The 25,907-nt window shown below is 40.5% G+C and carries 26 protein-coding genes; 11 read left to right on the top strand and 15 right to left on the bottom strand.

Translation table 11 applies throughout. The features are described 5' to 3' along the window. Nucleotides 1-152: 152 nt before the first annotated feature. Nucleotides 153-1,361, top strand: a complete 1,209-nt coding sequence (locus AC6CHU_RS13940; RefSeq protein WP_159866075.1) for a M20 family metallopeptidase — start codon at nucleotides 153-155, stop codon at nucleotides 1,359-1,361. Nucleotides 1,362-1,483: 122 nt separating this feature from the next. Here AC6CHU_RS13940 and AC6CHU_RS13935 read toward each other — a convergent pair whose 3' ends face one another. The 3 genes from AC6CHU_RS13935 to AC6CHU_RS13925 form a co-directional block, all read right to left on the bottom strand. Further along, complete coding sequence (locus AC6CHU_RS13935; RefSeq protein ID WP_159866072.1) at nucleotides 1,484-2,209, bottom strand: EcsC family protein; 726 nt, start codon at nucleotides 2,207-2,209, stop codon at nucleotides 1,484-1,486. Nucleotides 2,210-2,279: 70 nt separating this feature from the next. Then, nucleotides 2,280-3,494: an ABC transporter permease gene (locus AC6CHU_RS13930; protein WP_159866069.1), complete on the bottom strand. Its 1,215-nt coding sequence runs from the start codon at nucleotides 3,492-3,494 to the stop codon at nucleotides 2,280-2,282. Next, a complete protein-coding gene (locus tag AC6CHU_RS13925; protein WP_159866066.1) occupies nucleotides 3,487-4,227 on the bottom strand; it encodes an ABC transporter ATP-binding protein in 741 nt (246 codons plus the stop codon). The genes AC6CHU_RS13930 and AC6CHU_RS13925 overlap by 8 nt, the downstream gene beginning before the upstream one ends. 852 nt (nucleotides 4,228-5,079) lie before the next feature. Here AC6CHU_RS13925 and AC6CHU_RS13920 point away from each other — a divergent pair. The 3 genes from AC6CHU_RS13920 (at nucleotide 5,080) to AC6CHU_RS13910 (ending at nucleotide 7,413) form a co-directional block, all read left to right on the top strand. Further along, nucleotides 5,080-5,499, top strand: a complete 420-nt coding sequence (locus AC6CHU_RS13920) for an HIT family protein (protein WP_159866063.1) — start codon at nucleotides 5,080-5,082, stop codon at nucleotides 5,497-5,499. Nucleotides 5,500-5,672: 173 nt separating this feature from the next. Beyond that, nucleotides 5,673-6,755, top strand: a complete 1,083-nt coding sequence (gene serC, locus AC6CHU_RS13915) for a 3-phosphoserine/phosphohydroxythreonine transaminase (protein ID WP_498122094.1) — start codon at nucleotides 5,673-5,675, stop codon at nucleotides 6,753-6,755. A gap of 130 nt (nucleotides 6,756-6,885) precedes the next feature. After that, nucleotides 6,886-7,413, top strand: coding sequence for a tryptophan transporter (locus AC6CHU_RS13910; protein ID WP_159866057.1), 528 nt, complete (start codon nucleotides 6,886-6,888; stop codon nucleotides 7,411-7,413). Nucleotides 7,414-7,460: 47 nt separating this feature from the next. Here AC6CHU_RS13910 and yhzF read toward each other — a convergent pair whose 3' ends face one another. Then, a complete protein-coding gene (gene yhzF / locus AC6CHU_RS13905; RefSeq protein WP_159866054.1) occupies nucleotides 7,461-7,649 on the bottom strand; it encodes a membrane protein YhzF in 189 nt (62 codons plus the stop codon). Nucleotides 7,650-7,838: 189 nt separating this feature from the next. On the opposite strand from yhzF, the gene AC6CHU_RS13900 reads away from it, so the two are divergent. The 4 genes from AC6CHU_RS13900 (at nucleotide 7,839) to AC6CHU_RS13885 (ending at nucleotide 10,166) form a co-directional block, all read left to right on the top strand. Then, nucleotides 7,839-8,192, top strand: coding sequence for a YtxH domain-containing protein (locus AC6CHU_RS13900; protein WP_498122092.1), 354 nt, complete (start codon nucleotides 7,839-7,841; stop codon nucleotides 8,190-8,192). Between the two features lie 289 nt (nucleotides 8,193-8,481). Further along, nucleotides 8,482-9,057, top strand: coding sequence for an HTH-type transcriptional regulator Hpr (locus tag AC6CHU_RS13895; protein ID WP_159866049.1), 576 nt, complete (start codon nucleotides 8,482-8,484; stop codon nucleotides 9,055-9,057). A gap of 230 nt (nucleotides 9,058-9,287) precedes the next feature. Then, complete coding sequence (locus AC6CHU_RS13890; protein ID WP_159866046.1) at nucleotides 9,288-9,836, top strand: DUF3267 domain-containing protein; 549 nt, start codon at nucleotides 9,288-9,290, stop codon at nucleotides 9,834-9,836. A gap of 150 nt (nucleotides 9,837-9,986) precedes the next feature. Continuing rightward, nucleotides 9,987-10,166, top strand: a complete 180-nt coding sequence (locus AC6CHU_RS13885; RefSeq protein WP_009331432.1) for a hypothetical protein — start codon at nucleotides 9,987-9,989, stop codon at nucleotides 10,164-10,166. Nucleotides 10,167-10,245: 79 nt separating this feature from the next. On the opposite strand, the gene AC6CHU_RS13880 is transcribed toward AC6CHU_RS13885, so the two are convergent. Beyond that, a complete protein-coding gene (locus AC6CHU_RS13880; RefSeq protein WP_035326930.1) occupies nucleotides 10,246-10,338 on the bottom strand; it encodes a YjcZ family sporulation protein in 93 nt (30 codons plus the stop codon). Between the two features lie 64 nt (nucleotides 10,339-10,402). Beyond that, entirely contained in the window at nucleotides 10,403-10,486 is an 84-nt protein-coding gene (locus AC6CHU_RS13875; protein ID WP_064503397.1) for a YjcZ family sporulation protein, read from the bottom strand. Nucleotides 10,487-10,856: 370 nt separating this feature from the next. Here AC6CHU_RS13875 and AC6CHU_RS13870 point away from each other — a divergent pair, with 370 nt between their 5' ends. Next, nucleotides 10,857-11,753 carry a peptidylprolyl isomerase gene (locus AC6CHU_RS13870; protein ID WP_498122090.1) on the top strand — a complete coding sequence of 299 codons (897 nt, stop codon included), beginning with the start codon at nucleotides 10,857-10,859 and terminating at the stop codon, nucleotides 11,751-11,753. A gap of 51 nt (nucleotides 11,754-11,804) precedes the next feature. Here the strand turns inward: AC6CHU_RS13870 and AC6CHU_RS13865 are convergent, their stop codons facing one another. The 4 genes from AC6CHU_RS13865 to AC6CHU_RS13850 all read right to left on the bottom strand — a co-directional run bounded on the left by AC6CHU_RS13865 (nucleotide 11,805) and on the right by AC6CHU_RS13850 (nucleotide 17,636). Continuing rightward, nucleotides 11,805-11,990 (bottom strand): sporulation YhaL family protein, encoded by a 186-nt coding sequence (locus tag AC6CHU_RS13865; RefSeq protein ID WP_035326924.1) that lies wholly within the window; start codon nucleotides 11,988-11,990, stop codon nucleotides 11,805-11,807. 225 nt (nucleotides 11,991-12,215) lie between these two features. After that, on the bottom strand, nucleotides 12,216-13,160 hold the full coding sequence (yhaM, locus tag AC6CHU_RS13860) for a 3'-5' exoribonuclease YhaM (protein ID WP_159866040.1): 945 nt from the start codon (nucleotides 13,158-13,160) through the stop codon (nucleotides 12,216-12,218). Nucleotides 13,161-13,398: 238 nt separating this feature from the next. Next, complete coding sequence (locus AC6CHU_RS13855) at nucleotides 13,399-16,392, bottom strand: ATP-binding protein (protein WP_498122088.1); 2,994 nt, start codon at nucleotides 16,390-16,392, stop codon at nucleotides 13,399-13,401. 23 nt (nucleotides 16,393-16,415) lie between these two features. Beyond that, on the bottom strand, nucleotides 16,416-17,636 hold the full coding sequence (locus tag AC6CHU_RS13850) for a metallophosphoesterase family protein (RefSeq protein WP_498122086.1): 1,221 nt from the start codon (nucleotides 17,634-17,636) through the stop codon (nucleotides 16,416-16,418). Between the two features lie 205 nt (nucleotides 17,637-17,841). Here AC6CHU_RS13850 and AC6CHU_RS13845 point away from each other — a divergent pair, with 205 nt between their 5' ends. Then, on the top strand, nucleotides 17,842-18,474 hold the full coding sequence (locus tag AC6CHU_RS13845) for a LysE family transporter (RefSeq protein WP_251284033.1): 633 nt from the start codon (nucleotides 17,842-17,844) through the stop codon (nucleotides 18,472-18,474). A gap of 277 nt (nucleotides 18,475-18,751) precedes the next feature. On the opposite strand, the gene AC6CHU_RS13840 is transcribed toward AC6CHU_RS13845, so the two are convergent. After that, nucleotides 18,752-20,002 carry an ABC transporter permease gene (locus tag AC6CHU_RS13840; protein WP_159866028.1) on the bottom strand — a complete coding sequence of 417 codons (1,251 nt, stop codon included), beginning with the start codon at nucleotides 20,000-20,002 and terminating at the stop codon, nucleotides 18,752-18,754. Beyond that, the gene (locus AC6CHU_RS13835) at nucleotides 19,995-20,894 is read right to left on the bottom strand and encodes an ABC transporter ATP-binding protein (protein WP_251284035.1); all 900 of its coding nucleotides are present in this window, start codon (nucleotides 20,892-20,894) and stop codon (nucleotides 19,995-19,997) included. The genes AC6CHU_RS13840 and AC6CHU_RS13835 overlap by 8 nt, the downstream gene beginning before the upstream one ends. 168 nt (nucleotides 20,895-21,062) lie before the next feature. Here AC6CHU_RS13835 and AC6CHU_RS13830 point away from each other — a divergent pair, with 168 nt between their 5' ends. Then, on the top strand, nucleotides 21,063-21,248 hold the full coding sequence (locus AC6CHU_RS13830; RefSeq protein WP_159866022.1) for a YhzD family protein: 186 nt from the start codon (nucleotides 21,063-21,065) through the stop codon (nucleotides 21,246-21,248). Between the two features lie 125 nt (nucleotides 21,249-21,373). On the opposite strand, the gene AC6CHU_RS13825 is transcribed toward AC6CHU_RS13830, so the two are convergent. The 3 genes from AC6CHU_RS13825 to AC6CHU_RS13815 all read right to left on the bottom strand — a co-directional run bounded on the left by AC6CHU_RS13825 (nucleotide 21,374) and on the right by AC6CHU_RS13815 (nucleotide 25,697). Then, nucleotides 21,374-22,165 (bottom strand): enoyl-CoA hydratase, encoded by a 792-nt coding sequence (locus AC6CHU_RS13825; RefSeq protein ID WP_498122084.1) that lies wholly within the window; start codon nucleotides 22,163-22,165, stop codon nucleotides 21,374-21,376. Between the two features lie 248 nt (nucleotides 22,166-22,413). Next, nucleotides 22,414-24,036, bottom strand: a complete 1,623-nt coding sequence (locus AC6CHU_RS13820) for a long-chain fatty acid--CoA ligase (RefSeq protein ID WP_201306553.1) — start codon at nucleotides 24,034-24,036, stop codon at nucleotides 22,414-22,416. 146 nt (nucleotides 24,037-24,182) lie between these two features. Beyond that, nucleotides 24,183-25,697, bottom strand: a complete 1,515-nt coding sequence (locus AC6CHU_RS13815; RefSeq protein WP_159866013.1) for a coproporphyrinogen III oxidase — start codon at nucleotides 25,695-25,697, stop codon at nucleotides 24,183-24,185. Nucleotides 25,698-25,907 lie beyond the last annotated feature (210 nt).

Raw genomic sequence — 25,907 nt, 5'->3', positions numbered from 1 at the left:
CCTTACTGATACCTCCCCACTTTTTTCTTAACTTATAGTATTACCTCTTCTTCCCTTTTATTAGGTTTTGTTTGCAGATTAAACATTTTCCCCTTTATTCAATTAAAGAATGTTATAATAATGAAAAAATTACGTCGATAGGAGCGGGTAAAATGACTGAAACATTATTTAAAAAACTGGAAAGCTATTACGATGAAATGGTTTCCATTAGGCGCTATCTTCACCAAAACCCTGAACTATCCTTTAAGGAAGAAAAGACGGCTCACTATATCAAAACCTATTATGAAAATCTGGGAATAGAGGTTCGAGGGCATGTAGGGGGAAATGGAGTGGTTGCCAGGATTCATGGGAGTAAACCCGGAAAGACCATCGCTTTGAGAGCCGATTTTGATGCACTGCCTATCCAGGATGAAAAGGATGTCCCATATAAATCACTTGTACCCGGTGTTATGCATGCCTGTGGACATGATGGTCACACGGCCACATTACTTGTACTGGCGAAGGCGCTCAATGAACTTCGGGAAGATTTAGAAGGTACATATATCATGATTCATCAGCACGCCGAGGAATATGCCCCAGGCGGAGCGAAATCGATGATTGAAGATGGCTGCCTCGAAGGTGTCGATGCCATTTTTGGTACTCACCTATGGGCATCAGAACCAACAGGAAAAATTCAATATCGGGTTGGTCCATTTATGGCGGCGGCAGACAGGTTTGAAGTAACCATCCAAGGAAAAGGCGGGCATGGTGCACAGCCTCATAAAACTAAAGATGCGATTGTAACGGCTTCCCAGCTGGTAGTCAACCTTCAGCAAATCGTCAGCAGAAAAGTAAACCCAATTGACTCTGCAGTTGTAACAGTTGGATCCTTTGTGGCTGATAACGCATTTAATGTCATTGCAGATAGAGCAAAATTGATTGGTACTGTCCGCACATTTAATGAAGAAGTCCGCAATAATATTGAAGAGGAAATCGAGCGCATAGTCAAAGGTACATGCTATACAGCAGACAGTAATTATGAGTATCAGTTCCATAGAGGCTACCCTGCTGTTGTGAACCATAAAAGAGAAACCGAATACCTGGCTGAACTGGCAGGTGAAATTGGTGAAGTCAAATGGATAGAAGAGACAGACCCTGAAATGGGCGGTGAAGATTTCGCATACTATCTGCAGCATGTGAAAGGCACCTTTTTCTTTACCGGGGCAAGGCCTGAAGGTACATTAGAAAATTACCCGCATCATCATCCAAAATTTGATATCGATGAAAAAGCCATGTTAATCGCAGCCAAAACACTGGGAGCAGCAGCTTTAAATTATCACAGCTATCAGGAAAGCAAGGACTCTGTTGAAATAGGACAATAACCAGAGGCTTGAGAGTGTGCCGGGTGACTGGCCCATTTTATGGTCCTGCTTTATTAGCCGATTTAAGTTTAGCGTAATGAATCACATTTATCTCAAGCAAAATATTAAAAACAGCCCCAAGCCTAATCTGGCCTTGGGGCTGTTTTTAATATCCGCAGACGATAAGCATTTTTAGCGGTTTCTCCTAAGTGGTCAAGCAAATTATAGTTCGCATATGCCCCAACAGCAGCACCAATGCCCGGCACTAGCTGTAGCATTTTAACAAAATCAATATAATCCCGGTATTCCTGCTGAAATACCTTCCAGTCCATATCAGCCAGTGCTTCTTTCCGCTCATCCCATTCTTCAATCAGCTTTAGTGTCTCTTTCCTTTTCTCATCACTGGAAAATGCAAGCTGAAAGACGTGCAGGAGAAACAGGCGCTCTTCATAATCATTAGTATCAAATCCATATATGGAGGCAGATTCAAAAAGAAATTTCATCTTAATGCTCAGCAGCAAGGGAAAATCAGCAAGACCCAGGAGTATTCCCCCTGCCCCGGTTCCGGCACCTTCAACAGCGGCTGTTTTGCGGTAGGCTGAAATCTTCTCTTCAAGCATGTGATCCATCATTTCCAGGCTGCGGCCGGAAGATTGGTTCTTTCTTGTAAATGCATTTGATCCAACCAATGTTGCCTTTACCATATTTTTTATGCTGTCTGTGATAATTTGATGAGCCTTTTCAGGTATGATACTATTCACCTTTGTTTGAGCTTTTTTTGAAAGGCGGTTTAGCAGACTGGATCGCTTGTTAATCCGTCTTTTCCATTCTTCAATCTCATAATATGCCTTTAATTCATAGTCCCTCATTTTTACAACCTGCCTTTTTTCAGGATGACTCTATATACGCATGAAAGACAGTAATGGTTTCAATTTACTCTCAGCTGCCTGCCAGCCGTTTCTGAATATAGAAATGAGTATATACGTATGCAAATAAAACTCCAGCGGCTAAAGCCAACAGAGAAGCCAGCCAACCGCCCTTTGCCATTACAGCCAGCGATAATATGAGTGCCTGCACATAAAGTATTCCTGTCAGCAGCTGCTTAAAAGACTTCTCCTTGATATCCGCTTTAACTGGATATAAATTCACCCACAGCTTATCCTGATAGTGATTCCATAACGGCACCAGCTGAAAGCCGGTCAAATACATGATCAGCGGAACAAGCACGATTTGTCCCATTCCGTATGAAATTAAATAAATGGCTCCAGCTCCAATTAGAGTTAAACGAATAAATAAACCAAAATAATCACCGGAACGGAGAAATGTACGGACATATAGGTTTTTAAAAGTTGCATCCTGCCTGAAAGGAATACCTGAAAGCAGCCAATCAAGCCACTTTCGTCTTTTTACGCGGTCCTTCAGCTTTGGAACATCTGTAAACATATTGGCCAGCCTGTAGAAGGACGTCATTCTTCTCTCTTCCTGCTCAATCAAATACTCCCACTTTAATCCTTTATTCCTGGATTTCATGCTGAAGAACAAATACAGCAGGATTAAGAGCACACCAGGCGCCAATATAAAGATAGTGGATGCGCCGCTGAAAAGGAAATATAAAAACACAGCATTTACAGCATAACGGACGCATGCATCCAATAGGTGCACGCTTGTTTCAATATAATATTGTATCTTCCAGCGAATCAGCAAATTGATTATCTTTAACGTCAAAAGGATCATCAGAAAGGGTAAAAATAATTTAAAATTGCCATCATTCACCGCTGCATATAAGGGAATAAAAACTCCCAGACCCAAAACAAGAAGATATGCATGCACAAAAAAGCTGACTAGCAATGACCGTATAAAATAACCGGAAAGCCTGTCTTCAAGCGGCAGCAGAAAAATTTTGTCTGCCTCAGAAAAGAAGGTATAAATCGGGCTGTATGTAACAATAAGAGCTAAGATAGCGGCCATAATCACGGCAGCAGGGAAATCATTGGGCAGGGTTTTTATCCACTCCTGATAATAAAAAGCGGCCGTTCCCAGAAGAAACAACATGACAATGACAATATGGCCATTAAAAATATAACGGAGATAGCGTGAAAGCTCTTTAAAGGTTCTCCCGAATCTTTCCTTCCATAATTGTTTTTCATTAAACATAATCTTCTTCCTTTGTCAGCTGGATATATAAATCATCTAGGGTTGCTCCCGGCATTGCAAATTGCTGCTGAAGCTCCGCTAAGGTCCCCTTCGCCCGTACTTTGCCCTCATGTAAGATTACAAAGCGATCACAATACCTTTCAGCTGTTGCAAGAATATGAGTGGACATAAGAATGCCGGCTCCGCTTTCTTTCATTTTTTTCATCAAATCAAGAAGTGACTGAATGCCAAGCGGGTCTAAACCTACAAATGGTTCATCGACTATGTATAATGACGGCTGCACCAAAAAAGCGCACATAATCATTACTTTCTGCTTCATCCCTTTAGAAAAGTGAGACGGAAACCATTTCAGTCTTTTTTCCATTCTGAATTCCTTCAGGAGTGTTTCCACTCTTGGTTTATACTCTGTTTCAGACATACCGTATGCCATGGCTGTAATACGCAGATGCTCTTCAAGTGTCAGTTCATCATACAAAATCGGGGTTTCCGGAACAAATGTGAATTGCTTGCGATACCCTTCCTTATCCTTAAGGAATTGCATACCATTGATTGTTATTTCGCCATCCTTCGGTTCCATTAAACCAATTACATGTTTGATGGTCGTACTTTTTCCGGCACCATTGAGGCCAATCAGACCAACGATTTCATTTTCTCCCACCTCAAAGGAGACATCCTTTAAGACCGGGTTCCTCGTATAGCCGCCGGTAACATTTTTAATTTCAAGCAGCGCCATTCTCAACGTCCTTCCTACTCTATATAAGTCCATTGTAAAAAAAGCCAAAGTAAATTGTCCAGTACGGGAAAAATTCCTGTATATAAATCACGATGCTGGACATTCTAATCTATGAAGGGGAAACAAATCATTTGAACATCATTCAGATGATCAAAACTTGAAATGAGGTGTCTGTCGCAGACAGTTTCCTTTCAGTATAAGCTTCCTAACGTTCCTAATAAGGGGATGGTTGCATTGCACAACCTGAAGATCTTAAACACTTGATCGCTTTACCCGAAAGTGGTCACTAAGTCATTTTTTAAATGAGGTGTTTGTTAAAGACTATCATCCATGCTTTATACGCCTATAAAAGCATATAAAGAAAATAAGGGGATGGTCCGATTGAACAAAGATCGATTTTCTCTAGATATGAACACAATTCATTCATAAATGAGGTGTTTGTTAAAGAGAATTTAACCTGAATCAGAAACGTTTTAATAGAAGCGACCCCTTCACAAGGCAGGATTCCAAGCGGATCCTGCCTTTTATTGTTGTTTTCGTTTAGCGATGGGATGCTCAAAGGAACGCGGGGCGGGCAGTTATGCCTGCTCGGAGCCACATCTGTCCCGCTATTCCCGCAGGACGTTGAATAAGCTTCCTCGAGTACACACCGCAAGAAAGTGCGAATGCATTTTCAAGGATCTCGCACATTCCGCTGCAATCCCCCCAGTAAAATTAATACAAATAGCAGCAACCTCTGCGAAAACAGCCTTATTTTATAAATAAGACAATGCAAAATCCTCCTTTTGCTTTTTGGTTTTTTGGGGGATATGGTAGAATTGTGAAAAAGATATTTGGTTAGGAGCTGACATAATGAACGATTGTATCTTCTGTAAGATAATCAATGGCGAGATTCCTTCAGCCAAGGTTTATGAAAGCGAACATGTGATGGCATTTCTGGATATCAGCCAGGTCACAAAAGGTCATACACTTGTCATTCCGAAAGTACATAAAGAAAACTTATATGAAATGGATGCAGAAACTGCACGGAACTACTTCGAAGCCGTTCCGGAGATTGCAAGGGCGATCAAGGCCGAATTCGATCCAATTGGCTTAAATTTAATTAATAATAACGGTGAACACGCCGGACAGACCGTTTTCCATTTCCACTCCCACCTTATTCCCCGCTATGGTGAAGGCGATGGCTTAGGGGTTGTGTGGAAATCACATCAATCTGATTATTCAGCTTCAGATCTAAAGGATATCTCTGATGCCATAAAAAAGCACCTTTAACCTATTGTTCCTCCTGTTTCTGCAGGGGGAATTTTTATTTGCCTCATCATCTCAAATTTTTCAAAATGTTCATTTTTTTCTCTGTACAAATCAATAAATTTTGTTAACATATTAACTATCTTTATTTCTTCACAGCGTTATAGTAAATTGATTATTTATTTGGAGGGAGAAAAATGTACCGTGCTCTAAATTTTAATGCAGGTCCCGCTGCCCTGCCGGAAGAGGTATTAAAAGAAGCGGAAAAGAGTTTACTGAACTTCGCAAATACTGGAATGGGCATAATGGAGCTGAGCCATAGAAGCAAGGAATATCAGGAAGTACATGATCAGGCAATTTCAAGTTTAAGAAAATTACTGGCCATTCCGGATGATTATGAGGTGCTCTTTATCCAGGGCGGGGCAAGTCTCCAGTTTTCCATGGTGCCTATGAACCTGCTGGGAAAAGACCAGGCTGCCCATTATGTCCTTAGCGGTTCCTGGTCGGAGAAAGCTTTAAAAGAAGCAGATAAAATTGGCGAAACCGTCATTGCTGCCTCCAGCAAGGATCATAAATACAGCTTTATCCCTGAATACAGTCAAGAAGATATTCCGGACAATGCTGCCTATCTTCATATTACCAGCAACAATACAATATACGGCACACAATGGAAAAGCTTTCCTTCAAATAATAAAATACCGCTAGTAGCAGATATGTCCAGCGATATTCTAAGCCGTCCATTGAAAATTGAGCAATTTGATCTAATTTATGCCGGAGCCCAGAAAAACCTTGGCCCTTCCGGTGTAACAGTCGTCATTATTAGAAAAGAACTATTAAAAAGATCATCGGACTCGCTCCCTGTTATGCTGAATTACAATACTTTTTCCAATAATAACTCTTTATATAATACCCCTCCTACTCTCTCAATCTATTTGCTGTCGCTGGTACTCCAATGGGCAGAACAGATCGGTGGCCTTCAGCAGATTGAAATGTCCAATGAGAAGAAGTCTGGAATGCTTTATGAGATTATTGATGATAGTGAAGGTTTTTACATAGGGCATGCCCATAAAAGCAGCAGGTCCCATATGAATGTCACTTTTAACCTTCACAGCGAGGAACTCTCAAGGGAATTCCTGAAACAGGCAAAAGAAACAGGATTTGTAGGGCTTGGGGGTCACCGTTCTATCGGAGGATGCCGGGCATCTATTTATAATGCTGTACCTGAGCATCATGTTGAAAAGCTGGCTGCATTTATGAAAGCTTTTAAAGATAAAAATTAAAAAAATTTAACACCTTTGAATTCAAATAATATATGTTATAATAGGTTAAAGTTTTTCGCTGCAGGCAACGAGTGCACTGCAGGAGAGACGGACAGAGCTTAGTCAGAGAATAGCAGAGGAGAGATGAGAATTGAATACAAAAAATTTAGTTGCCTTATCCCTATTGGTTGGGATGGGCGCAGTACTTCATGCCGTTGTTCCGGGGTTCTTTCTCGGAATGAAGCCCGACATGATGCTTACCATGATGTTTTTAGGCATCATGCTTTTTCCAGATACCAAGAGCGTTTTGCTTTTAGGATTAGTTACTGGCCTGATTTCTGGATTAACCACCACATTTCCCGGAGGATTAATCCCGAATATCATAGATAAGCCTGTTACTGCATTTACCTTTTTCGCCTTTTTTCTGATCTTAAAGAAATTCAGGAAGAATATCGTCAGTGCAGCTGTCTTAACAGCCGCAGGAACAATCGTATCCGGAATTGTATTCTTAACTTCAGCTTACTTAATTGTCGGATTGCCAGGACCTTTTACAGCTTTATTTGCAGCAGTTGTACTTCCTGCAGCTGCAGTTAACACGGCAGCAATGGTTATCCTGTATCCTGTAGCACAATCAATTGCAAATAGAACCAAGCTGACTCAACAGACAATCAGCCATTAAATTAGACAAAAGCCCGCTTATAAGCGGGCTTTTTATGTGGAAACTATTCAGAAACTGCCGACAATCAGACCGAGCAGGAACAAAAGCGCCCCTCCTGCTGCAAAAGCAGCTGCCCTTTTTTTCAGAACATATTTCGGAGGATAGACTCCGGGTTTCTTTATAGAAAGGAAAAAATGAATACCTCCTAAAAACAGCACCACACTTAATGCAAATATTCCAGCCGCCGCTCCGGACAACCTGCCTCCCCCTTTCGCAACATATACCTCTACTGAATTGTATGCCTGTATGCCAGGAGCTATGAGGATATGGTTTACCCTTACATGTTTTGTGATATAGATATGGGAAGAGCACTTTTCATTTTCAGCTTTAGAAAAACGAATATTGTAGTAAAATAGACATATAAATAAGACTTAGAGGTGATGGTAATGAAAGCCAAATCATTATTGCTTGGACTATTAGCTGGAAGCGCTGCAGCCGGCATATCCACCCTATTAACTGCACCTGCTTCAGGAAGGGATACCAGACAGCAGTTAAAAGAAAACACAATCCTTCTGAAAGAGCAGCTTTTAGAATTAAAATCCGAATTGATGGCAATAAAGGAGTCGGCTTCATTTGCTTCAAAGGAAGGCAAAACAGCCTTTAAAGCATTCTCAAATGACATTAAATATTCAATCAGTAATTGGAAAAACGAAATTCTTCCCCATCAGCACAGACTGCAGCGGGAATTGAAGGAAATTGAAGCAGCTCTGCACGAACTTGAAACAAATATAAATAAATAGCAAATAAACATTCCTTCTTTTTCTTTAGTTAAAAAGGAGGATTTTTTTATTTTTGGACGAAAACTAATATATTATTAAAATGCTTCAAATTTTTTTAAAACTTTATATTGGCTATTATGCCTTGACCTTAAGCCTTTTACAGGAATATTTAATTATATTTCTAAAAATTTTGTAAATTTATATCTTTATTAATTTTTGTTTTATTGGCATAATGATACTATAAACATAAAATGAACTTCCGGCTTTATAGCCAGAAATAATTAATTTTACAAAGTAGGTGAACTTTTGAATGTCGGATAAAGCAATTTCTATAAAGGAAGCAATGATTTTCAGCCAGAGAGTGGCACAGCTGAGTAAAGCCCTGTGGAAGTCTATAGAAAAAGATTGGCAGCAATGGATAAAACCCTACGATTTAAATATTAATGAACATCATATTTTATGGATTGCCTACCATTTGAACGGAGCATCGATTTCCGATGTTGCCAAGTTTGGTGTAATGCATGTTTCTACTGCATTCAATTTCTCCAAGAAGCTTGAAGAACGGGGTTTTCTCCAATTTTCTAAGAAAGAAAGCGATAAAAGAAATACTTATATTAAATTGACTGAGGATGGCGAAAAGGTATTATTAAGTCTAATGGAAACCTATTCACCGGAGAAAAACGCTGTGTTCTCTGGTGCAATGCCACTAAGAGAGCTTTATGGGAAATTTCCTGACATTATTGAAATTATGGCGATCGTCCGCAATATCTATGGTGACGATTTCATGGAGATCTTTGAAAAGTCCTTTGCAAACCTTGAGAGCCAATTTGATGAAGACGAGGGAAAATTAAAGAAAAAACAAGCAGCTGAAAAGGAACTTGTATAAATAAAGAAAGTTCCTCCCAATATAATGTAAACCCTTACAAAGCGAATCGCATGCATTCGCTTTGTATTTATAAAAATAGTTGCTCACCATTTCACATAAGTTTCATTTTAATAAAGGGTTTTTCCGACAAAATCTGCTTGTTTTCCCTATTGATTTTTTTATATATTCATCGTAAAGTATCATAAGTGAGTTTGAAAGAATACTATTTTACTCCTTGTGGAGGTATTTTTATGATGAATTGCTGGAAGACGATTAACTTCACCAAGCAATATGGATCACAGAGACTTTTTATTTTGTCTTCCTTAACTATGCTGGCTACTTTCATATTTACATATGTTCCAGCAACATATGTGTTTATGCCAGGTTCCTTTTACGATAATCATTTCATTTTCTTTGCAGCGGGATTATGGCTGATGTATCCAGTTCATAAGCTGTTTCACTTTCTCCCGATTGCACACCTAGGTGTTATCGTTAAAAAACAGCTGATCATTAAATATGGCTTTATGCCCATTATATATATTAGAATAACGGAGCCAATTTCAAAACGGCTTTTCCTTACTGCCACTCTGGCCCCTATGTTCATAATAAACAGTCTGCTTCTGACTGCTTGCTTTGTTTTTCCTCATTATGTACATTATATTGTCATCCTGTTTGCTTTCCATGCAGGCCTGTCTTTTTCTGACATGATCTGCGCCAAAAACGTGCTTAATGCTCCAAATCACTCTTATGTGGAAGAAAATGAAGATGGATTTGAGATTTTACTTCGTTCAAACCATTAGCAAAAATTCCGGGTATCCTGGCAAAGGATACCTTTTACTTGCCGGACAGGCAATCTTAAATACTATCTTTTTTGTGTGAATTTTGTTATTGTAAATAACAGACAAAACAAGTTAGAGTAAACATATGACTGCCCAAGGAGGGAATCTTGGATGATCTCCATCTTTATTATTTTTGCCGTTTTTATTTTATTTTATATCAACAAGATGACAAATTCGCTTTGTCTCCAAAAAGAGATTCCTGAGGAACGGCAGCCCAAAGTATTCAGAACCATTAACATTCTTATCACCATATTGCTAATCTCTTCATTTGTAGAAATCTTGTATGCTTAGGTTATCCTGAGCGCTCTTACCATGAGCAAAAGCGGCGGAAATTTTCCGCCGCTTTTTATATATTGTGAAGGTTTTTATCTTAGTAAAGCCAAGATGCTCCTATGATGATCAGCAAAATGAATAATACGACAATTAGCGCAAAACCTCCGCCGTATCCGCTTCCTCCGGACATTTAGAATCCTCCTTTCGATTTGCGGCACAGAGCCCAGCAGACGGACTCTATGCCCAAACTAGGCTTACAGCCAAGCTGCGCCTACAATTATCAACAAGATAAACAATACAACGATTAACGCGAAACCTCCGCCGTATCCTGCACCCATGGATAACACCTCCCCTTCAGGCTGCTACCATATCCTATTCATTTGCCTTTGTCGTCGGATAGGCTAGTATCCCGGCTATCCAAACTTTTTTTAGGCTGATTGAAACCTCTCATCAGAGGGTTCCATGTATCATATGTACAATTGTCCTGAATGGGATGGGCGGATACCCAAATTTTTTAAAAAACACTGGTTTATGGACCAAGCATTACTTTCTTCTTTTGTTATTTTTTTCATTTATGGTATAGTAGAAAATGTGATAATTAAAGGTACTGTGTAGGCAAATGCTGGTTTTAAAAGTTTAAAAATTCAGCAGAAGACTGCATTCCAGCTCATCAGAGCAGAATTGAAAATTAATTTAGGAGTGTTCAACATGAAGAAATGGATGCTATCGCTCTCCATTGCAGCCGGAGTAATTGGATTAAGCGCATGCAGCAGCACCGGCGGCGAATCAGGAGATGTGGTTGTTGAAACAAAGAGCGGAAACATTACGAAGGACGAGCTTTATGAAGCAATGAAGGAAAAATACGGCGAACAGGCGCTACAGGAGCTCATTTATGAAAAAGTTCTTTCTGATAAATACAAAGTAACAGACAAGGAACTTAACGAAAAAATTGATGAACTAAAACAGCAGCTTGGCGCTAACTTTGAGATGGCGCTTATGCAATATGGCTATAAGGATGAAGAAGATTTAAGGGAAACCTTCAAAACAGGCCTGCTTCAGGAAAAAGCAGCCATTAAAGATATTAAGGTAACGGAAAAAGAAGTAAAAGAATACTACGATAACTACAAGCCGGAAATTAAAGCACGCCACATCCTGGTAGAGGATGAAAAAACGGCGAAAGAAGTAAAGAAAAAGCTCGATGAAGGCGGAAAGTTTGAAGATCTGGCCAAGGAATATTCTAAAGACCCTGGGTCTGCTGCAAATGGCGGAGATTTAGGCTGGTTCGGACCAGGTAATATGGTTCCTGAATTTGAAGAGGCAGCTTATGCTCTAGATGTGAATGAAATCAGCGCTCCTGTAAAATCAGAACATGGTTTCCATATCATTCAAGTAACTGAGAAAAAAGAGAAAAAGTCATTTGATGAAATGAAAAAGGAAATGGAATATCAAGTGAAAGTCTCCAAGCTTGATGGCGAGAAAATACAGCAGGCAATGGATCGTGAACTAGAGGCGGCCGATGTAGATATTAAAGATAAGGAACTTAAGGGAGTTCTTGATAAGCCTGAAGCTGAAGCTGAAGGTGAAGCTGGAACTGAAGAAAAATAATATAAAACGGGGCTCTATGCTGGAGCCCCATTTTAATGTGCTATAAAATCATCAGCCTGCTGATTGCTGAGCAGATTTCCTCTCCTCTTTTTCCCTTTCAAGACGCTTCATGTAAATTTCACCCTCGCGTTCAATGCTGTCATGCTCCACTTTTTTCTCTTCTCTTCCTGTCCTTACCGCCATATATGCGCTTATAACGATTCCGGCTGCCACAAAATATACCCAAATTGGAATCATCAATTTCCCCTCTTTCTTTTCATAATGGTTTTCCAATTACTATAAAATGTATGCTGGACCAGGAAAAATATGATAGACAGCCAATAAAATGAAACTTCAACCAACGGGGTTCTTTATCCCCCACTGATCCTCCTCTAATTTCTCTGAGTCTTGAAGTGGTGGTTTAACTGCCCGTTATACTGCAATAAAAAAGCCATCCTGTCCAATAAGGAAGGATGGCTTTTGTTATTTATGGAAACTAGGCTTATAAAATGAACGGTTTTCCAGAGCAAAAACCCTTTCTGAGAATTCTCCCGGTTTTACCCTTTCAAGCGCTCTATCAAGCATGTTCATTTTTGCATCAATATTATCAATATAATGTAGAATTTCTGCTTCCTTGATTAACGGCGGCTTCGGACTGCCCCATTCTGCTTTGCCGTGATGGGACAAGACCAGATGCTGAAGAATCATAATTTCTTCACCGCTGATTCCCAGTTCCTCAGCTGCCTTTCCTATTTCATTGATCATAATGGTTATATGTCCAAGCAAGTTTCCTTCTATTGTGTAGGATGTTGATATCGGTCCTGACAGCTCAGTTATTTTCCCTAAATCGTGCAAGATGACTCCAGCATACAGTAGGTCCTTATCCAGGCTTGGATACAAACCGGAAATCACTTTAGCCAAATCCAGCATGGATACAACATGATAAGCCAGGCCGGACACGAACTCATGATGATTCTTGGTAGCGGCCGGATATTCAAGAAAATCCTTTTGATGCTTCTTTAATAAGTGCCGAGTTATCCTTTGGATATTCGGATTTTTCATTTCAAATATATATTGAGTGATTTTACTCATCATTTCATCAGTACTTAAGGGTGCTGTTTCGAGAAAGTCTGCGAGCTTCACCGGATCAGTTGGAGATGCCGGCCGTATTTGGCGGATTCTTAACTGATTGCGTCCACGATAATTTAAAATATCCCCTGCCACTTTTACAATGGTTTCAGGACTGTAATTTTTGGCATCTTCTTCAGATACATCCCAAAGCTTTGCTTCAATCTCACCACTTTGGTCCTGGAAGATAAGGGTTAAGAATGGTTTTCCATTACTTGCAATCCCTTTAGCTGCACTTTTAATGAGCAGAAAAAGCTCGATTTGTTCTCCTACTTCATAATAAACAATTCCTTTTGACATACGCGCGCCGACGCTCCCTTCACGAGGTTGTTTAAACAGGGCAACAGAAATAAAAAAATCTTTTGCAGCCTCTTTAAACATGCAATTCTATTAACCTAGTATACCATACAGATACGACTCTCTCCTAAATATATCATGTCACTTGCCAGCCGCAAAAACCCATTCACATGTTAATGAATGGGTAATGTTCTATTCAGAAAAAACCGCAAGTCCTCTGTTATGTCTTTAAGAATACTAATTAGACTGATAGCTTTTCTTTTTTAACAGACTGTATCTGTTCTTCAGGAAAATACGGAAGAAGATGCTTATGACAGGTGAAAAATAAAATTTGCCGATTTGTCAGGCTCTTTAACAGATTAATCATTCTTTCCGTTCGGACATGATCAAAATTCACGAAGCTATCATCAATAATAATAGGGAATGGGTATTTGCCATATATCGTCATGGCGAGTGCAATCCTGAAGGATACATATATCTGCTCTGCTGTCGCCTGGCTCAGCTCTTTTGCTTCAAAAACTGCTCCTGTCCTGCTTTCTATCAGAAAACCGCTTCCTTCCTCTTTAGGAAAAATCCGTACATAACGGCCATTGGTTAAATATGAAAGATATTGCTCTGCCTTTTCCAGCATTTTGGGCAAACGCTCATTTTTAAAACTGTTAATCGTTCGATCCAAAATATCCTTGGCAGCCGCATATTTTGCCCATTCCTTTGCTTCTGCTTCAAACTCGGATTTCAGCAATGCGAACTTATGCAGGAGTTCAGCATATGTTCCTCCCTCTTCGAGAATTCCAATTTCATGATTTACTTCTGCAAGTTTGCTTTGCAGAACAGGAATACTTTCCTTCAGCTGAGCAGCATTTTCGCTAATGGCTTGGATCTCTGCTTCCGGTTTTGCCACACTGGAATATTTTCCGATTTCCTCCTGAGAAAAAGAGTAAAGATTTATTTGCCTGCGGACTTGTTTTAGCTGTTCTTCAAGTTCTGATAATTTCTGTGCTTGTACTGCTTTTTCCCGGTATTCCTCAGCTCCATCAGTGCCGGCGCTTGAGAACAGGCGGCTGCATTCTTTTTGATAGTGGCTAAGTTCAGCCAGCACTGTGCCGAGCTCAAGCTTTAACTCCTGAAGTTTGTTTTCTCTTTCACCCTGCTTAATCTGTTTTTCCGTTTCTTCCTTTAGCCTGTTTTTCAGCTGATAGACGATTTCCTGAACACTTCCCGGCTCGCCAACCAATAAAGCTTTTAGCTCTCGAAAAGTTTGCAGCTTTTCTTTAATTCCCTTTTCTGCTGCTTCCTTTCGTTCAAGGATATATTTCTTTTCTCTGTTAAGGACTTTCAGTTTTTCAATTAGACTAAATGCATCGCCTAAATAGTTTTTGGCGATTTCAGAAGGAAGTAACAGCTGCTTCCCCAGCTGCAGGAGCTCAGCTTCAAGATCGGCAGAGTCCTTTTCCCATTTTTCAAAAGAGTTAATGACCTTTTCGTATTTTTCATTCGCCTGTTCAAGATGAATCTGTAATTGGATAAGCTGATTTTGCCGTTCGCTGTCTTCCTTTAGCTGTGCCTCGAGGCTCTCAGCATGCTGAATGTCAGGATGCTTCAATTTGTCCAGCAGTGATTGTTCTTTTTTCCTCAGGGCTTTTATTTCATCTTCAATAAAGCTGTCCTGACCCTTAGGCTCTTTTTTATTGGCCATAGTAAAACAAAAGGCTGTGCCTATAACTCCTGCGCCTGCAATAACCCATAATTGACTAAAGATTCCCCAGCCGGCAAACGCTGCAAAAAGAATACCCAAAAACAGAAGCTGCCTTTTATCGCTATATGATTTTTGCTGGCTTTTTTCCTGTTCCTTTTTTTCTGCTTTAAGAAGGAATTGTAGCCTTTCCTGTGTATTCTGCAGTTCTTTTTCGATATGATCTTTATTTGCGGTGACGCTTAGTGTTTCTTTAATTGCTGCCCGCTCTTCTTCTGTAAGAAGCTGCTCCTTCAATTCGCCAATTTTCTGTTCCGTCTTCTCTAACACCGACTTTTCATCGTTAAACCTTTCGTCCAGCTCCATTTTCATTGCCTGAAGGTGGTTTCGCCGGAAATTTACTGTATTAATCTTTTCCTTCATAAAAACACTCGTATCAGCTTGTTCAAGCTGCTGTTCGTCAATATGAAGATGAAGTCTTTCCTGAAGGTTTAAAATTTCCTCTGTAATATTATCCAGCTTTATTAATAACTCTTTGTCTTCTTGCATTAATTTATCCAGCAGCGGCAGCCCCTCAACTGCTGAATTGATTTGCGGCTCATGCTTAAGAAGCAAATAATCAGGCTGACTTTTTGCGAGCTCTTGTTCCAGGATGCTTATTCTGGATTCCAGATTGGCTTTTCGCCCTTCCAGCGGCTTAATCAAGCTCTCCAGCTTCTCCAAAAGAGCAAGGCCATTTGCCGGAAAAGTTATGTCCGTAAATTTTTCCCGTTCTTTAATCAGCTCTTGCTCCTCTGCCAGTAATGGATTGATATCCTTCCATTCTCTCAGACGGGATAACTCCTGCCGTTGCGCCTCCAGCTCATGCTGAATTCTCTTTAAATCATTCTCTATACTCTCTTTTTCTTGCAGCAATACCCAATAGTGCTCGTTATTCTTCTCAGCATTTTTCAAATCCCGATGCAGCTGCTTCATTTCTTTCAGCTTTATATTCATGGTAGGCTTTTTTCCGTTTGGCTTAAAGCGGCTTTCCAATTCCTTTTGAAGGATATTCTCAGCGGAAACGAGATGATCCGTACCCAGTGAGCCTGCCGAAAACAAATACCTTCCTAAATCTTCACCCTTCATTTGATTCACATTTTGCAGCCCATGAATATTAAAGGAGAAAATAGATTGATACAGATTTTTGTCTATATGGTTAAGAAGTTCACTTAAAAGTTCTTCTCCCCCCCTTGTTCCATCTTCAAGCAGGACATTCACATCCCCCGATGCTTTGCCTTTAACCCGCTCTATTACAGCCTTCCCTCTATCAGGAAAAACAGCGGTAAGCCTGCCTCCATATTTGGCTCCTTCTTTAGGCTCATACCTTAATTCCGATTGGGTCTTGGCCGGAAAGCCAAAAAGAACACTATGGATAAAAGACATAATGGTAGATTTGCCTGCCTCATTTTCTCCGTAAATAACCTGCAAGGATTGAATATCGGATAGCATAAAGTCAGTAAGCTTTCCATAACCGTAGATATGTATGTCTGTGATTATCAAGGGGCCACCTCCATTCATTGTCTTTAAGATTTGTATAAAAGGCCTACAAGAAGTGCCTCGGCTTCCTCTGCGATACTCTGTTTTTCATCCTTAGTGAGTTCCCCTATAAATCTCCTTGCCAGGGGATGTGAATACAGGGGCAAAGCATTTTCACCGCGCTCAGCAAACTGATCCGCTGTTTTAAAAAGCTCACTGAAAAACTCTGAATCTTGTGCCAGCTTTTCTTTATTCCACATTCTTTTTTCATTCACTGAAATACCGGAAATCCATACAAATGATTCCTCATCTGCCTCGTCCTCCTGCAGGGTTTCGAGGAGCTCCCCATTGGTTAGGCTTCTTACTTCGTGATCAGGCATGCCTACGCCGGTAAGTGTCAGGTTTATGACTGTTCCCAGCCTGTTTTTGCGCTTTTCTTCCATCAGATTTATGCAAGTCTCATATACATCCTGATAGTTTTCCAATCCGGAAGCATCTATTTCTGCATTTTCCCAGATAACAGCAGCAGTCTCCAGAAACTTTGTCTTTGCACCGGAACTATCAAGTTCAACTAAATAGCATCCTTTCGGACCAGTTTCTTTGCGGTTTCTTCCCTGTATATTACCGGGATAAATGACCGGTGGCTGGGAAACGATGATTTCCCGTTTATGTATATGTCCGAGAGCCCAATAATCAAAACCCTTTTCCAACAAATCATTCATTCGGAACGGCGCATATGGATCATGATCACTGCTGCCTTCAAAAGTGCCATGAAGTATACCAATATGCAGATCTGCTCCATCTTCCCTGCGATATTGATCGATCATTCTTTCCAGCACATGCCGTTTAGGATAGCTGAAACCGTATAGATGAACAGATGTCCCATTTTCAGCAATATGCTGCATCACTGCAACCTCAGGGGAAAAAATATGGACATTTTCCGGCATTGGCAAATGAGCCCAGTGGCCATCCATATGATCATGATTCCCATGGACTGCATAAACCGCAATTCCGCTCTCGGCCAGCCGCTCCATCTCCTTCCGAAAACGGGTTTGGGCCTTTATGCTTCTGTCTTCACCGTCAAATAAATCCCCGGCTAAAATGACAAAGTCCACTGCATGGAAAATAGCTAAGTCAATTATTTTGGTAAATGCATCGAAAGTGCTTTCCTGAAGCCTTTTAAAAATGGCCGTAGGCAAATGCTTCAAACCGGACATTGGACTATCCAGGTGCAAATCTGCAGCATGAATAAACGTAACCCTTTTCATGTAAACTTCCTTTCATTCCTTTTCTCTCATTTTACCTTATCCAAAAATCGAATGCACGTTCCTATCCGTAATTAAATAAGAAATATTCCCCCAGGTTTCTTATTCCGGTTTTAGACCGGGAAGCTTGTGCATAAAAATGTACAAGACTCTTTCCTTGAGGACTGGCAGATAACCTCAAGGAAATTATTAAGGGCGGAGTGGTATATTGGGAATCGGAATTTATTTAAGTTATGTGTTTCTCGGACTGTCTCTGGCAGCTCCAATTGGGCCTGTAAATGCTGTCAGGCTTGAAAAAGGGATAAAAAATGGATTTTGGCATGCTTGGATTGTTGGAGTGGGCTCAATGATTGCAGATGCGTTTTATATGCTGGTTGTATACCTTGGGCTCGTCCATTTTTTGGATACCCCTTTTATACAGATTTTCCTGTGGCTTTTTGGAGGATTTATTCTTTTATATACGGGAATCGAGAGTATTATAAATGCCAATAAAATTACCATAAGCTATGTGCGCAGCCAGGATTCATTGTTTAAATGCTTTTTCTCCGGGTTTATTATGTCTATATCCAGTCCTCTTTCTATTCTGTTCTGGCTGGGCATTTACGGATCTGTCCTTGCAAAAACAGCTGCATCCTATGGAAAAACAGAGCTCTTTTTATACAGTACCATGATTTTTCTGGGACTCATGCTATGGGATATATTTGTAGCAGGATTGACCACTGGGTTTCGCCGATTCCTGACCAGCAAAGGAATAATCATTATATCGATTCTTTCAGGATTATCGCTGATTGGATTTGGGGCTTATTTTGCATTTGAAGGATTGAAGGCATTGTTTGCATAAAAACTCCATGAAAAAAGCTCCGTTTCTTAAAGACGGAGCTTTTTTCAATAGGGCCCATTATTAAAGACAATTATTGTTCTAATGAATCTGTAAGTTGGATTCCACTTTGGCACTTTCCTTCCGCGGCGAGTGCGGTGGGCCTGCCTGACTCCCTGAAACAGCTGTGCGCAAAGAGTATGCGTATCATTTTCGAGGATTAAGAACCTTCCTTTTGAATCACTCATTGGCTAAACAGATTATCTGTCTAAGAGCCATGAAATTTTGATAAACATCCTGTTTATTCATTTTTAGTAAGCTGTAATGCTTTTTTAATATCCTTAAACGAATTGGATTTACCATACATTAATACTCCGCCCCTGTAGACTCTCGCCCCAAAGACAGCCAGCACGATAATGGTAATGAGAAGGATTGCGATCCCTAGAACCGGCTCCCATACCGGCAGTGACAGCATCCCTACTCTCATGAACATAAGCATCGGAGTGAAGAAAGGTATATATGACGTGATAGTTACAAAGGAAGCTTCCGGCTGGCCTAAGCCAAACATAGCAATCATAAAGCCTGCAACTACCATCATGGTCATCGGTGTAATCATCTGCTGGATATCTTCAATTCTGCTTACCAGCGAGCCAAGAAAAGCTGCCAGGGTGGCGTATAGGAAATATCCAAGTATGAAAAAGATGAGTGCATAAGTGATAGTCGAAGCTGGAATGTTTCCAAATCCAAAGAATTCAAAAAAGCCGCCTTCCATCTTATCAAGATTTGGTTTGACTGAAAAATAGCCAACCAATAGAATTAGTAGCATCTGTGTCATGCTTAGGAGCCCGATTCCCAATATTTTTGCGAACATCTGCTTGATTGGTGAGACACTGGAAATCAGAATTTCCATAACACGGGAAGACTTTTCTGTCGCTACCTCCATGGCAATCATATTAGCGTATAAGATGACGGCAAAATAAATAATGAATAATAGAACATAAACAAGTCCTCTTGCCTGATTAAGTTCTTCTTCTGTTTTAGCGTTTTCTTCAAGAGCAGTTTTATCAAAAGGCACCGGCTCATATAGTTTGCTTAATTGCTCCGGACTAAGGTTTATTTGAGTGGCGGCCATCTGTGTTTTTAACTGCTGCAGTCCGCCCTGCAATTCGGATGGGATGGCTGAATCGGCTATGCTTCTTGCTTTATAAGCTGCTTCAGGCAGCTCTTCTTCAGTAAAGGATAAAACTAAAAGTCCTTGATACTTTTCATCCTTAACATCATTTTCCCCTTCTGACTCTGACCCTTTGTATGCAATTAAAGATATTTTGCTATTTAAAGTATCCATTTGTTCCTGCAGTGGGGCCAACAGCACACCAGTCTCATCGATTACTGCTATTCGTTCTTGATCATCCTTATTAAAATAATCAATAATTCCGGATAAGTTGGCAAGCCCTGCAACTATCGCCACCGTAATAAGAGTTGTAACAATAAACGACTTGGTCTTCAGCTTGCTTAAATAAGTATGAAAAAGGATTGTCATAAAGTTATTCATAGGAAGCACCTGCCTTTTCAATAAAAATATCATTCAGAGACGGCTCTTCCAAAACAAATTTACGGACAAACCCCTTCTCTGCAACTTCCCTGAAAATTACTTCAGCAGCATCTTCACCGGAAATCTGCAGCTGAATCCCCTCTGCTGTCTGTCTGGCTTTCACCACTCCACTGACATCCTTCAAAAAGCTTAAATCATAATCTGCATGGATTATAAGATTCTTTCTTCCAAAGGACCGTTTAATTTCCTTTAAAGACCCGTGGACTACCGGCCGACCTCTTTGCATGATGCATAAATGCTCACAAAGTTCTTCAACATGCTCCATCCTATGTGAGGAAAAGACAATGGTTGTACCGTTTTCCTTTAGATCCATAACAGCATCCTTCAACAGCTCTACATTAACCGGATCCAGCCCGCTGAATGGCTCATCCAGAATTAAAAGCTTTGGCTTATGTATAACTGCAGTAATAAACTGGATTTTCTGCTGATTTCCCTTTGAAAGCTCTTCAATTTTTTTATTCGCATATTCAGGAACTTTGAATCGCTCAAGCCAATAAGTTAATTCCTTTAGACAGTCATGCTTTTGCATTCCTCTCAGCTTAGCCAAATAGATAACCTGATCCTTAACCTTAAGCTTTGGATATAAGCCTCTTTCTTCAGGAAGATAGCCTATCAGCGGACTGGTTGAATAATCGATGGGATTTCCATTCCAGGTAATCTTTCCTCCGCTGGGATCCAATAGCCCCAGTATCATTCGGAAAGTAGTCGTTTTACCAGCGCCATTAGCCCCCAAAAATCCAAACATCTCACTTTCGGGAATTGAAAGTGACAAATCATCCACTGCAGTAAACGTACCAAAGCGCTTTGTTACATGTTTAAGCTCTAAAGCCATATCCACTTCCCCCTTTTTATTATGCAATACGTACAGAATAGGGAAAAAGTTCCCTATTCTATGTAAATATTTTCTGGATTTCTCATAAATAAATATTTTGCACATTATAGGAAATTATGCAAGAATAATAGTAACTATCTGAATTTTTCAATAAGAGGGGGTCCTATAATGAAGACTTATAAGCTTACTGCTTTTGAACAGGACGGGAAAAAGATACTGGATGAAGCATTCCAGGCAGCTTCCGATGACGAAGCTAAGAATGTGGGAGAAAATCTCCTTAAGGAAAAAGGACTGGATGAAAACACTCACCGCTGCACTTCTCCTGCGGGCAAACTAATACTGTTTCATAGGTAGGAAGAAAAGCGGAAGCGCATTGCCCATCCCCAACACCTTCGGAGGGCGGCGCTGGAGCCTGACAATTATATGAGGTGTCAAAGAAAAGCAAAGGGCTCGGCTCTATGCTTTTCTTCTGTCACATCTTATTTTCCCTTAAACACAGGCTTTCTTTTCTCAATAAAGGCCTGGATTCCTTCTTTATGATCTTCCGTTTGCTGCATTTTATGCTGGCCGAGCTTTTCAAGCTCAAGCACCTTCAGCAGCAGCGGCCGATTTTTATCAGCAAGAATTTTCTTTGTCTTAATCATTGCTTCCGTCGGGCTGTTCAGCCATCTTTTCAATTTTGCTTCAACTGCTGAGCTTAAATCATCTTCTGCTATTTCGTGTATCAGCCCCATTTGCAGAGCTTCATCAGCAGTCAGCACTTTTCCTTCCCAGATTAAGTGCTTAGCTTTATCTTCGCCAATGCGCTGCTGCAGGAAGAAGTGAGACCCACCATCAGGAATTAATCCGATTCCAATAAAATTCATGGCAAGCTTGCTGTTCTTGTCTGCCAATATATAATCAGTGGCAAGAGCCAGGCTTAAGCCCAAACCGGCAGCTGCTCCTGTTACAGCACTTATGGTCAGCTTCGGCATGCTATAAAGAGTTACAGCCAGCTCACTGATGCAATCCATTACCTCCGGAAAACCGCTTTCATTTGTTTCCAAAAGCATTGTTTTAATATCCCCGCCTGATGAAAATGCGCGGCCTCTTCCTTTCAATACAACAATATCGATTTCATCCATTTGGCCAATATCTTTCATGGCACTCATGAGCCCTGTCAGCATTTCCACATTTAATGCATTCAACGAGTCCGGCCTGTTCATCTCAACTGTGGCTACCCGCCCATCAAACTGCACGCTGACAGTATCAGTTACAAAATCAGTTGTCAAAATCCTTCTCCTCCTTAATATGCTTCTTTTATTATAAAGAGTATTATTATATTTAAAAAGCATTTTATCTAAAAATTTATAATTTTGTCACTTTTTTGTTATGTCTGCGATAATGCCTGCGATTACAATTAAATAGAAAACGGTATCTATCTATCACTTGCTTTGACACTAAATCCTGGGGAAGGAAGGTACTAAATTTAAAAATTAAAAAACAGCAACCTCAGTAGGATGCTGTTTTTTCAACTTATTTACTTTGCCTGACCAGTATATTCTTTTTGGACCTGTTCTCTCAACGCCATTTTGAGGAATTTCCCTACAGACGTTTTTGGTATTTCCTCAAGGAATAGAATATCATCCGGAAGCCACCATTTTGCAAATTGCGGTTTCAGATATTCATAGAGTTCTTCTTTTGTGGTCTTCCCTTTAAATGGCTCTTTCAGAACAACACATGCCACAGGCCTCTCCTGCCATTGTTTATGTGGTACAGCAACGACTGCTGCCTCAAATACCGACTCATGTGCCATTATGGCATTTTCGATATCAACGGAAGAAATCCACTCCCCTCCGCTTTTGATTAAGTCTTTTGTCCGGTCAACGATTTTCATATATCCTTCTTCATCAATGGTTACGACATCTCCCGTGTAGAGCCAGCCATCACGAAATGCCTCATTGGTCCGCTCATCTTTATAATATTCAGAAGCAATCCATGGCCCCCTTATGGCGAGTTCCCCCATTTCCTTTCCATCCCATACTGCTTCGCCATCCTTGCCGGCAATCTTCATTTCGAGCCCTGGAACAAGAATGCCCTGCTTGGCTTTTATATCAAGCTTTTCTTCTGCTGATAGCTCCTCCTGGTAGCTTTTTAAGGTCGAAATAACCACAAGAGGACTTGTTTCAGTCATTCCGTAGGCATGCATGAATGGTATTTTGTGCTTTTGCTCGAAGGCTTTAATCATGCCTTTTGGCGCTGCCGAACCTCCACACAGAACCGATCGGAGTGAACTAATGTCATATTTATTTTCATCCAGTTCATTTAATAATCCGAGCCAGATTGTCGGTACTCCGGCTGTTATGGTAACCTTCTCGGATTGAATAAGCTCTGCCAGAAGTTTCGGTGTAAAATATGGCCCCGGCAATACAAGAGCAGTTCCAAACCAGACAGCAGCAAACGGCAGCCCCCATGCATTTACATGGAACATCGGCACAACTGGAAGGGCGATATCTCTCTCGCTTACAGCAGCACTATCTGCCATTCCCAGTGCCATACTGTGAAGAACAATGCCCCTATGGGAATAGACGACACCTTTCGGGTTGCCTGTAGTGGCTGAGGTATAGCACATTCCCGCTGCTGAATTTTCATCCAGATCATCAGGATATTCATAGTTACCGCCCGCTTCATTGATAAGCGTTTCATAGTGATATACCGGCGAAAGAGAAGTCTCAGGCAATTCTTCTTCATCTGTCATAATAATGAATGCCTTGACCGTCTTTAACTCATCCTTAACCTTCTCAATTAGCGGTACAATATCAGGATCAATCAGCAGCACTTTATCTTCGGCATGGTTAATAATATATGTAATATGCTGAGGTGACAGACGAATATTAATTGTGTGCAGAACGGCTCCGCTGCATGGTATGGCAAAATAAGCTTCCAGGTGGCGATGATGATTCCATGCCAGTGTCCCGACCTTATCCCCTCTCTCCACTCCCAGCTTTTGGAGACTCTCTGCCAGCTTTCTGGTTCGTACTGCAATCTCCTTATATGTAAATCTCTGAATTCCGCCGGCTGTTCTTGAAACGACCGTTTTTTTTGGAAAATACTTTTCTGCCCGCTTGATCATTTGCGTCATAGTCAAAGGTGTTTGCATCATCATTACAATTCCCCCTTTTAGAAAACGCTTACATTTAAGATCATAGAGTTCTATGATCTTTTACCTAATTCATTCTCTTTATTTTCACAAAATCCCTTTAATATTTTCTTAATTTTCTAAAATATTCCCATAAGAAAAACCCCCGCCTATTCAGCAAGGGATTCGTGTTTATTAAATAACTCTTTTAATATTTTCAATTTCTCATCTGTATAATGCTTAAAACTGTCATTATAGGATTTTGGATCTTTCGGGTTAGCAAAATGAGTAATTTTTCCTGTCTCTGGGTCAATGAACTTACTGGAAGCCCCGCATCCAAGCCCGATGATTGTCTGCTGTTCTTCCATAATCATAATATTATAGATGCTTTCCTGATTCGGAAGAGCATAGCCGACATTCTCAAGATTGCCAAGGATATTTTTCTGACGGTATAGGTAATAGGGATGGTAATTATGCTTTTTAGTCCAATCCTCAGCCATGTCCATCATTCTTTCAATTTCTTCCCGCTCAGCAACTTTATATTTTTGCTTATTCCTCGTCATTTCCGAAGCACGTTTAAAGGATAAAGTATGAACTGTCAGGGATTCCGGCATTAATTTCTCTGTTTCATCCAATGTATGTGCAAATTCCGGTACACCTTCTCCAGGGAGTCCGATAATCAGATCCATATTAATGTTATTCATTCCCATATCGCGGGCAAGGTGGAACTTATCTACGGTTTCTTCCACTGTATGGTGGCGTCCAATAGCTTTCAGTGTCTCCTGAATATAGGACTGGGGATTGATGCTGATTCTGTCAATATTCCATTTTTTCAGCACTTCAAGCTTTTCAGGTGTGATTGTATCCGGACGGCCTGCTTCCACGGTGACCTCCCGAATGTTTTCTACATCTGGAAAAGATTCATACATTTCCTCATAAAGCATATCCATCTCTTCAGCTGTAATGCTTGTTGGAGTCCCTCCGCCATAATAGACAGTGGTAATTTTTACATTATATTCTTTCAGCCACTCTCCCATTTTGCGCATTTCAAAATGAAGGCCGCCAAGAAATGAGTTGACAGAACCCTGTCTGCCATTAATCGCATATGCAGGAAAAGTACAGTACGCGCACTTTGTCGGACAGAACGGAATGCCGATATATATGCTTACCTCATTTTTCAAGTCATAAAGATCCGGCACGACAGCGAGCTGCCGGTCTACAATATTCTGCATAAGCTGGATTTTCTCATCTGTAATCAGGTACTCTTCCTTCAGCTGCTGATGTGCTTCCTTAAGAGGTGTCTGATTCTGCATGGCACGGTGAAGCAATTTTGTGGGACGTACCCCAGTCAGAATTCCCCACTTCTGCGTAATGCCCGTCCAGTCCTGCAAAACAGTCAGGTATACATGAGATACTGCATTCTTGATTTGTTTGAAATTCTCTTTTTCTGACTCAGCCGGAATGAACTCTTTTTCAAAATCAGCTGTAAGTTTATTGCTATTTTTATCAGTAATCTCTGCAGCGGCTTTAATGCGTTCTCCATGCTCAATTTGAAAAGAAATGATCAGATCTGCTGCATCATTCTCACCAAGCACCACTTCACATTCTTCAAAAAAGAGGTTCCCTATCAGCCGAAGCGGCCGATGGAATCGTTCATCCTGTATGCCTAAAATTGAAATGTTCAAATCGATCACCTTTTTTTAAAAATATAATAAATCTGCCGGTGTTTTATCTCAATGACGGCAGCTGCATAGTCTATTTATTCATGTTGGCAAACTCCTTCTAGTGTACATAAATGGGGAAACAAGGTCAATATCAGGAAAGTGAATCCTATAGGTTACTGATATGGTTTCTATACTATCGCTAACTAAAAAAAGAGCCGAATTACTAATCGG

This window comes from Cytobacillus sp. GQ23 (genome assembly GCF_059758675.1).
This window is presented reverse-complemented; position numbering and strand designations above follow the sequence as displayed.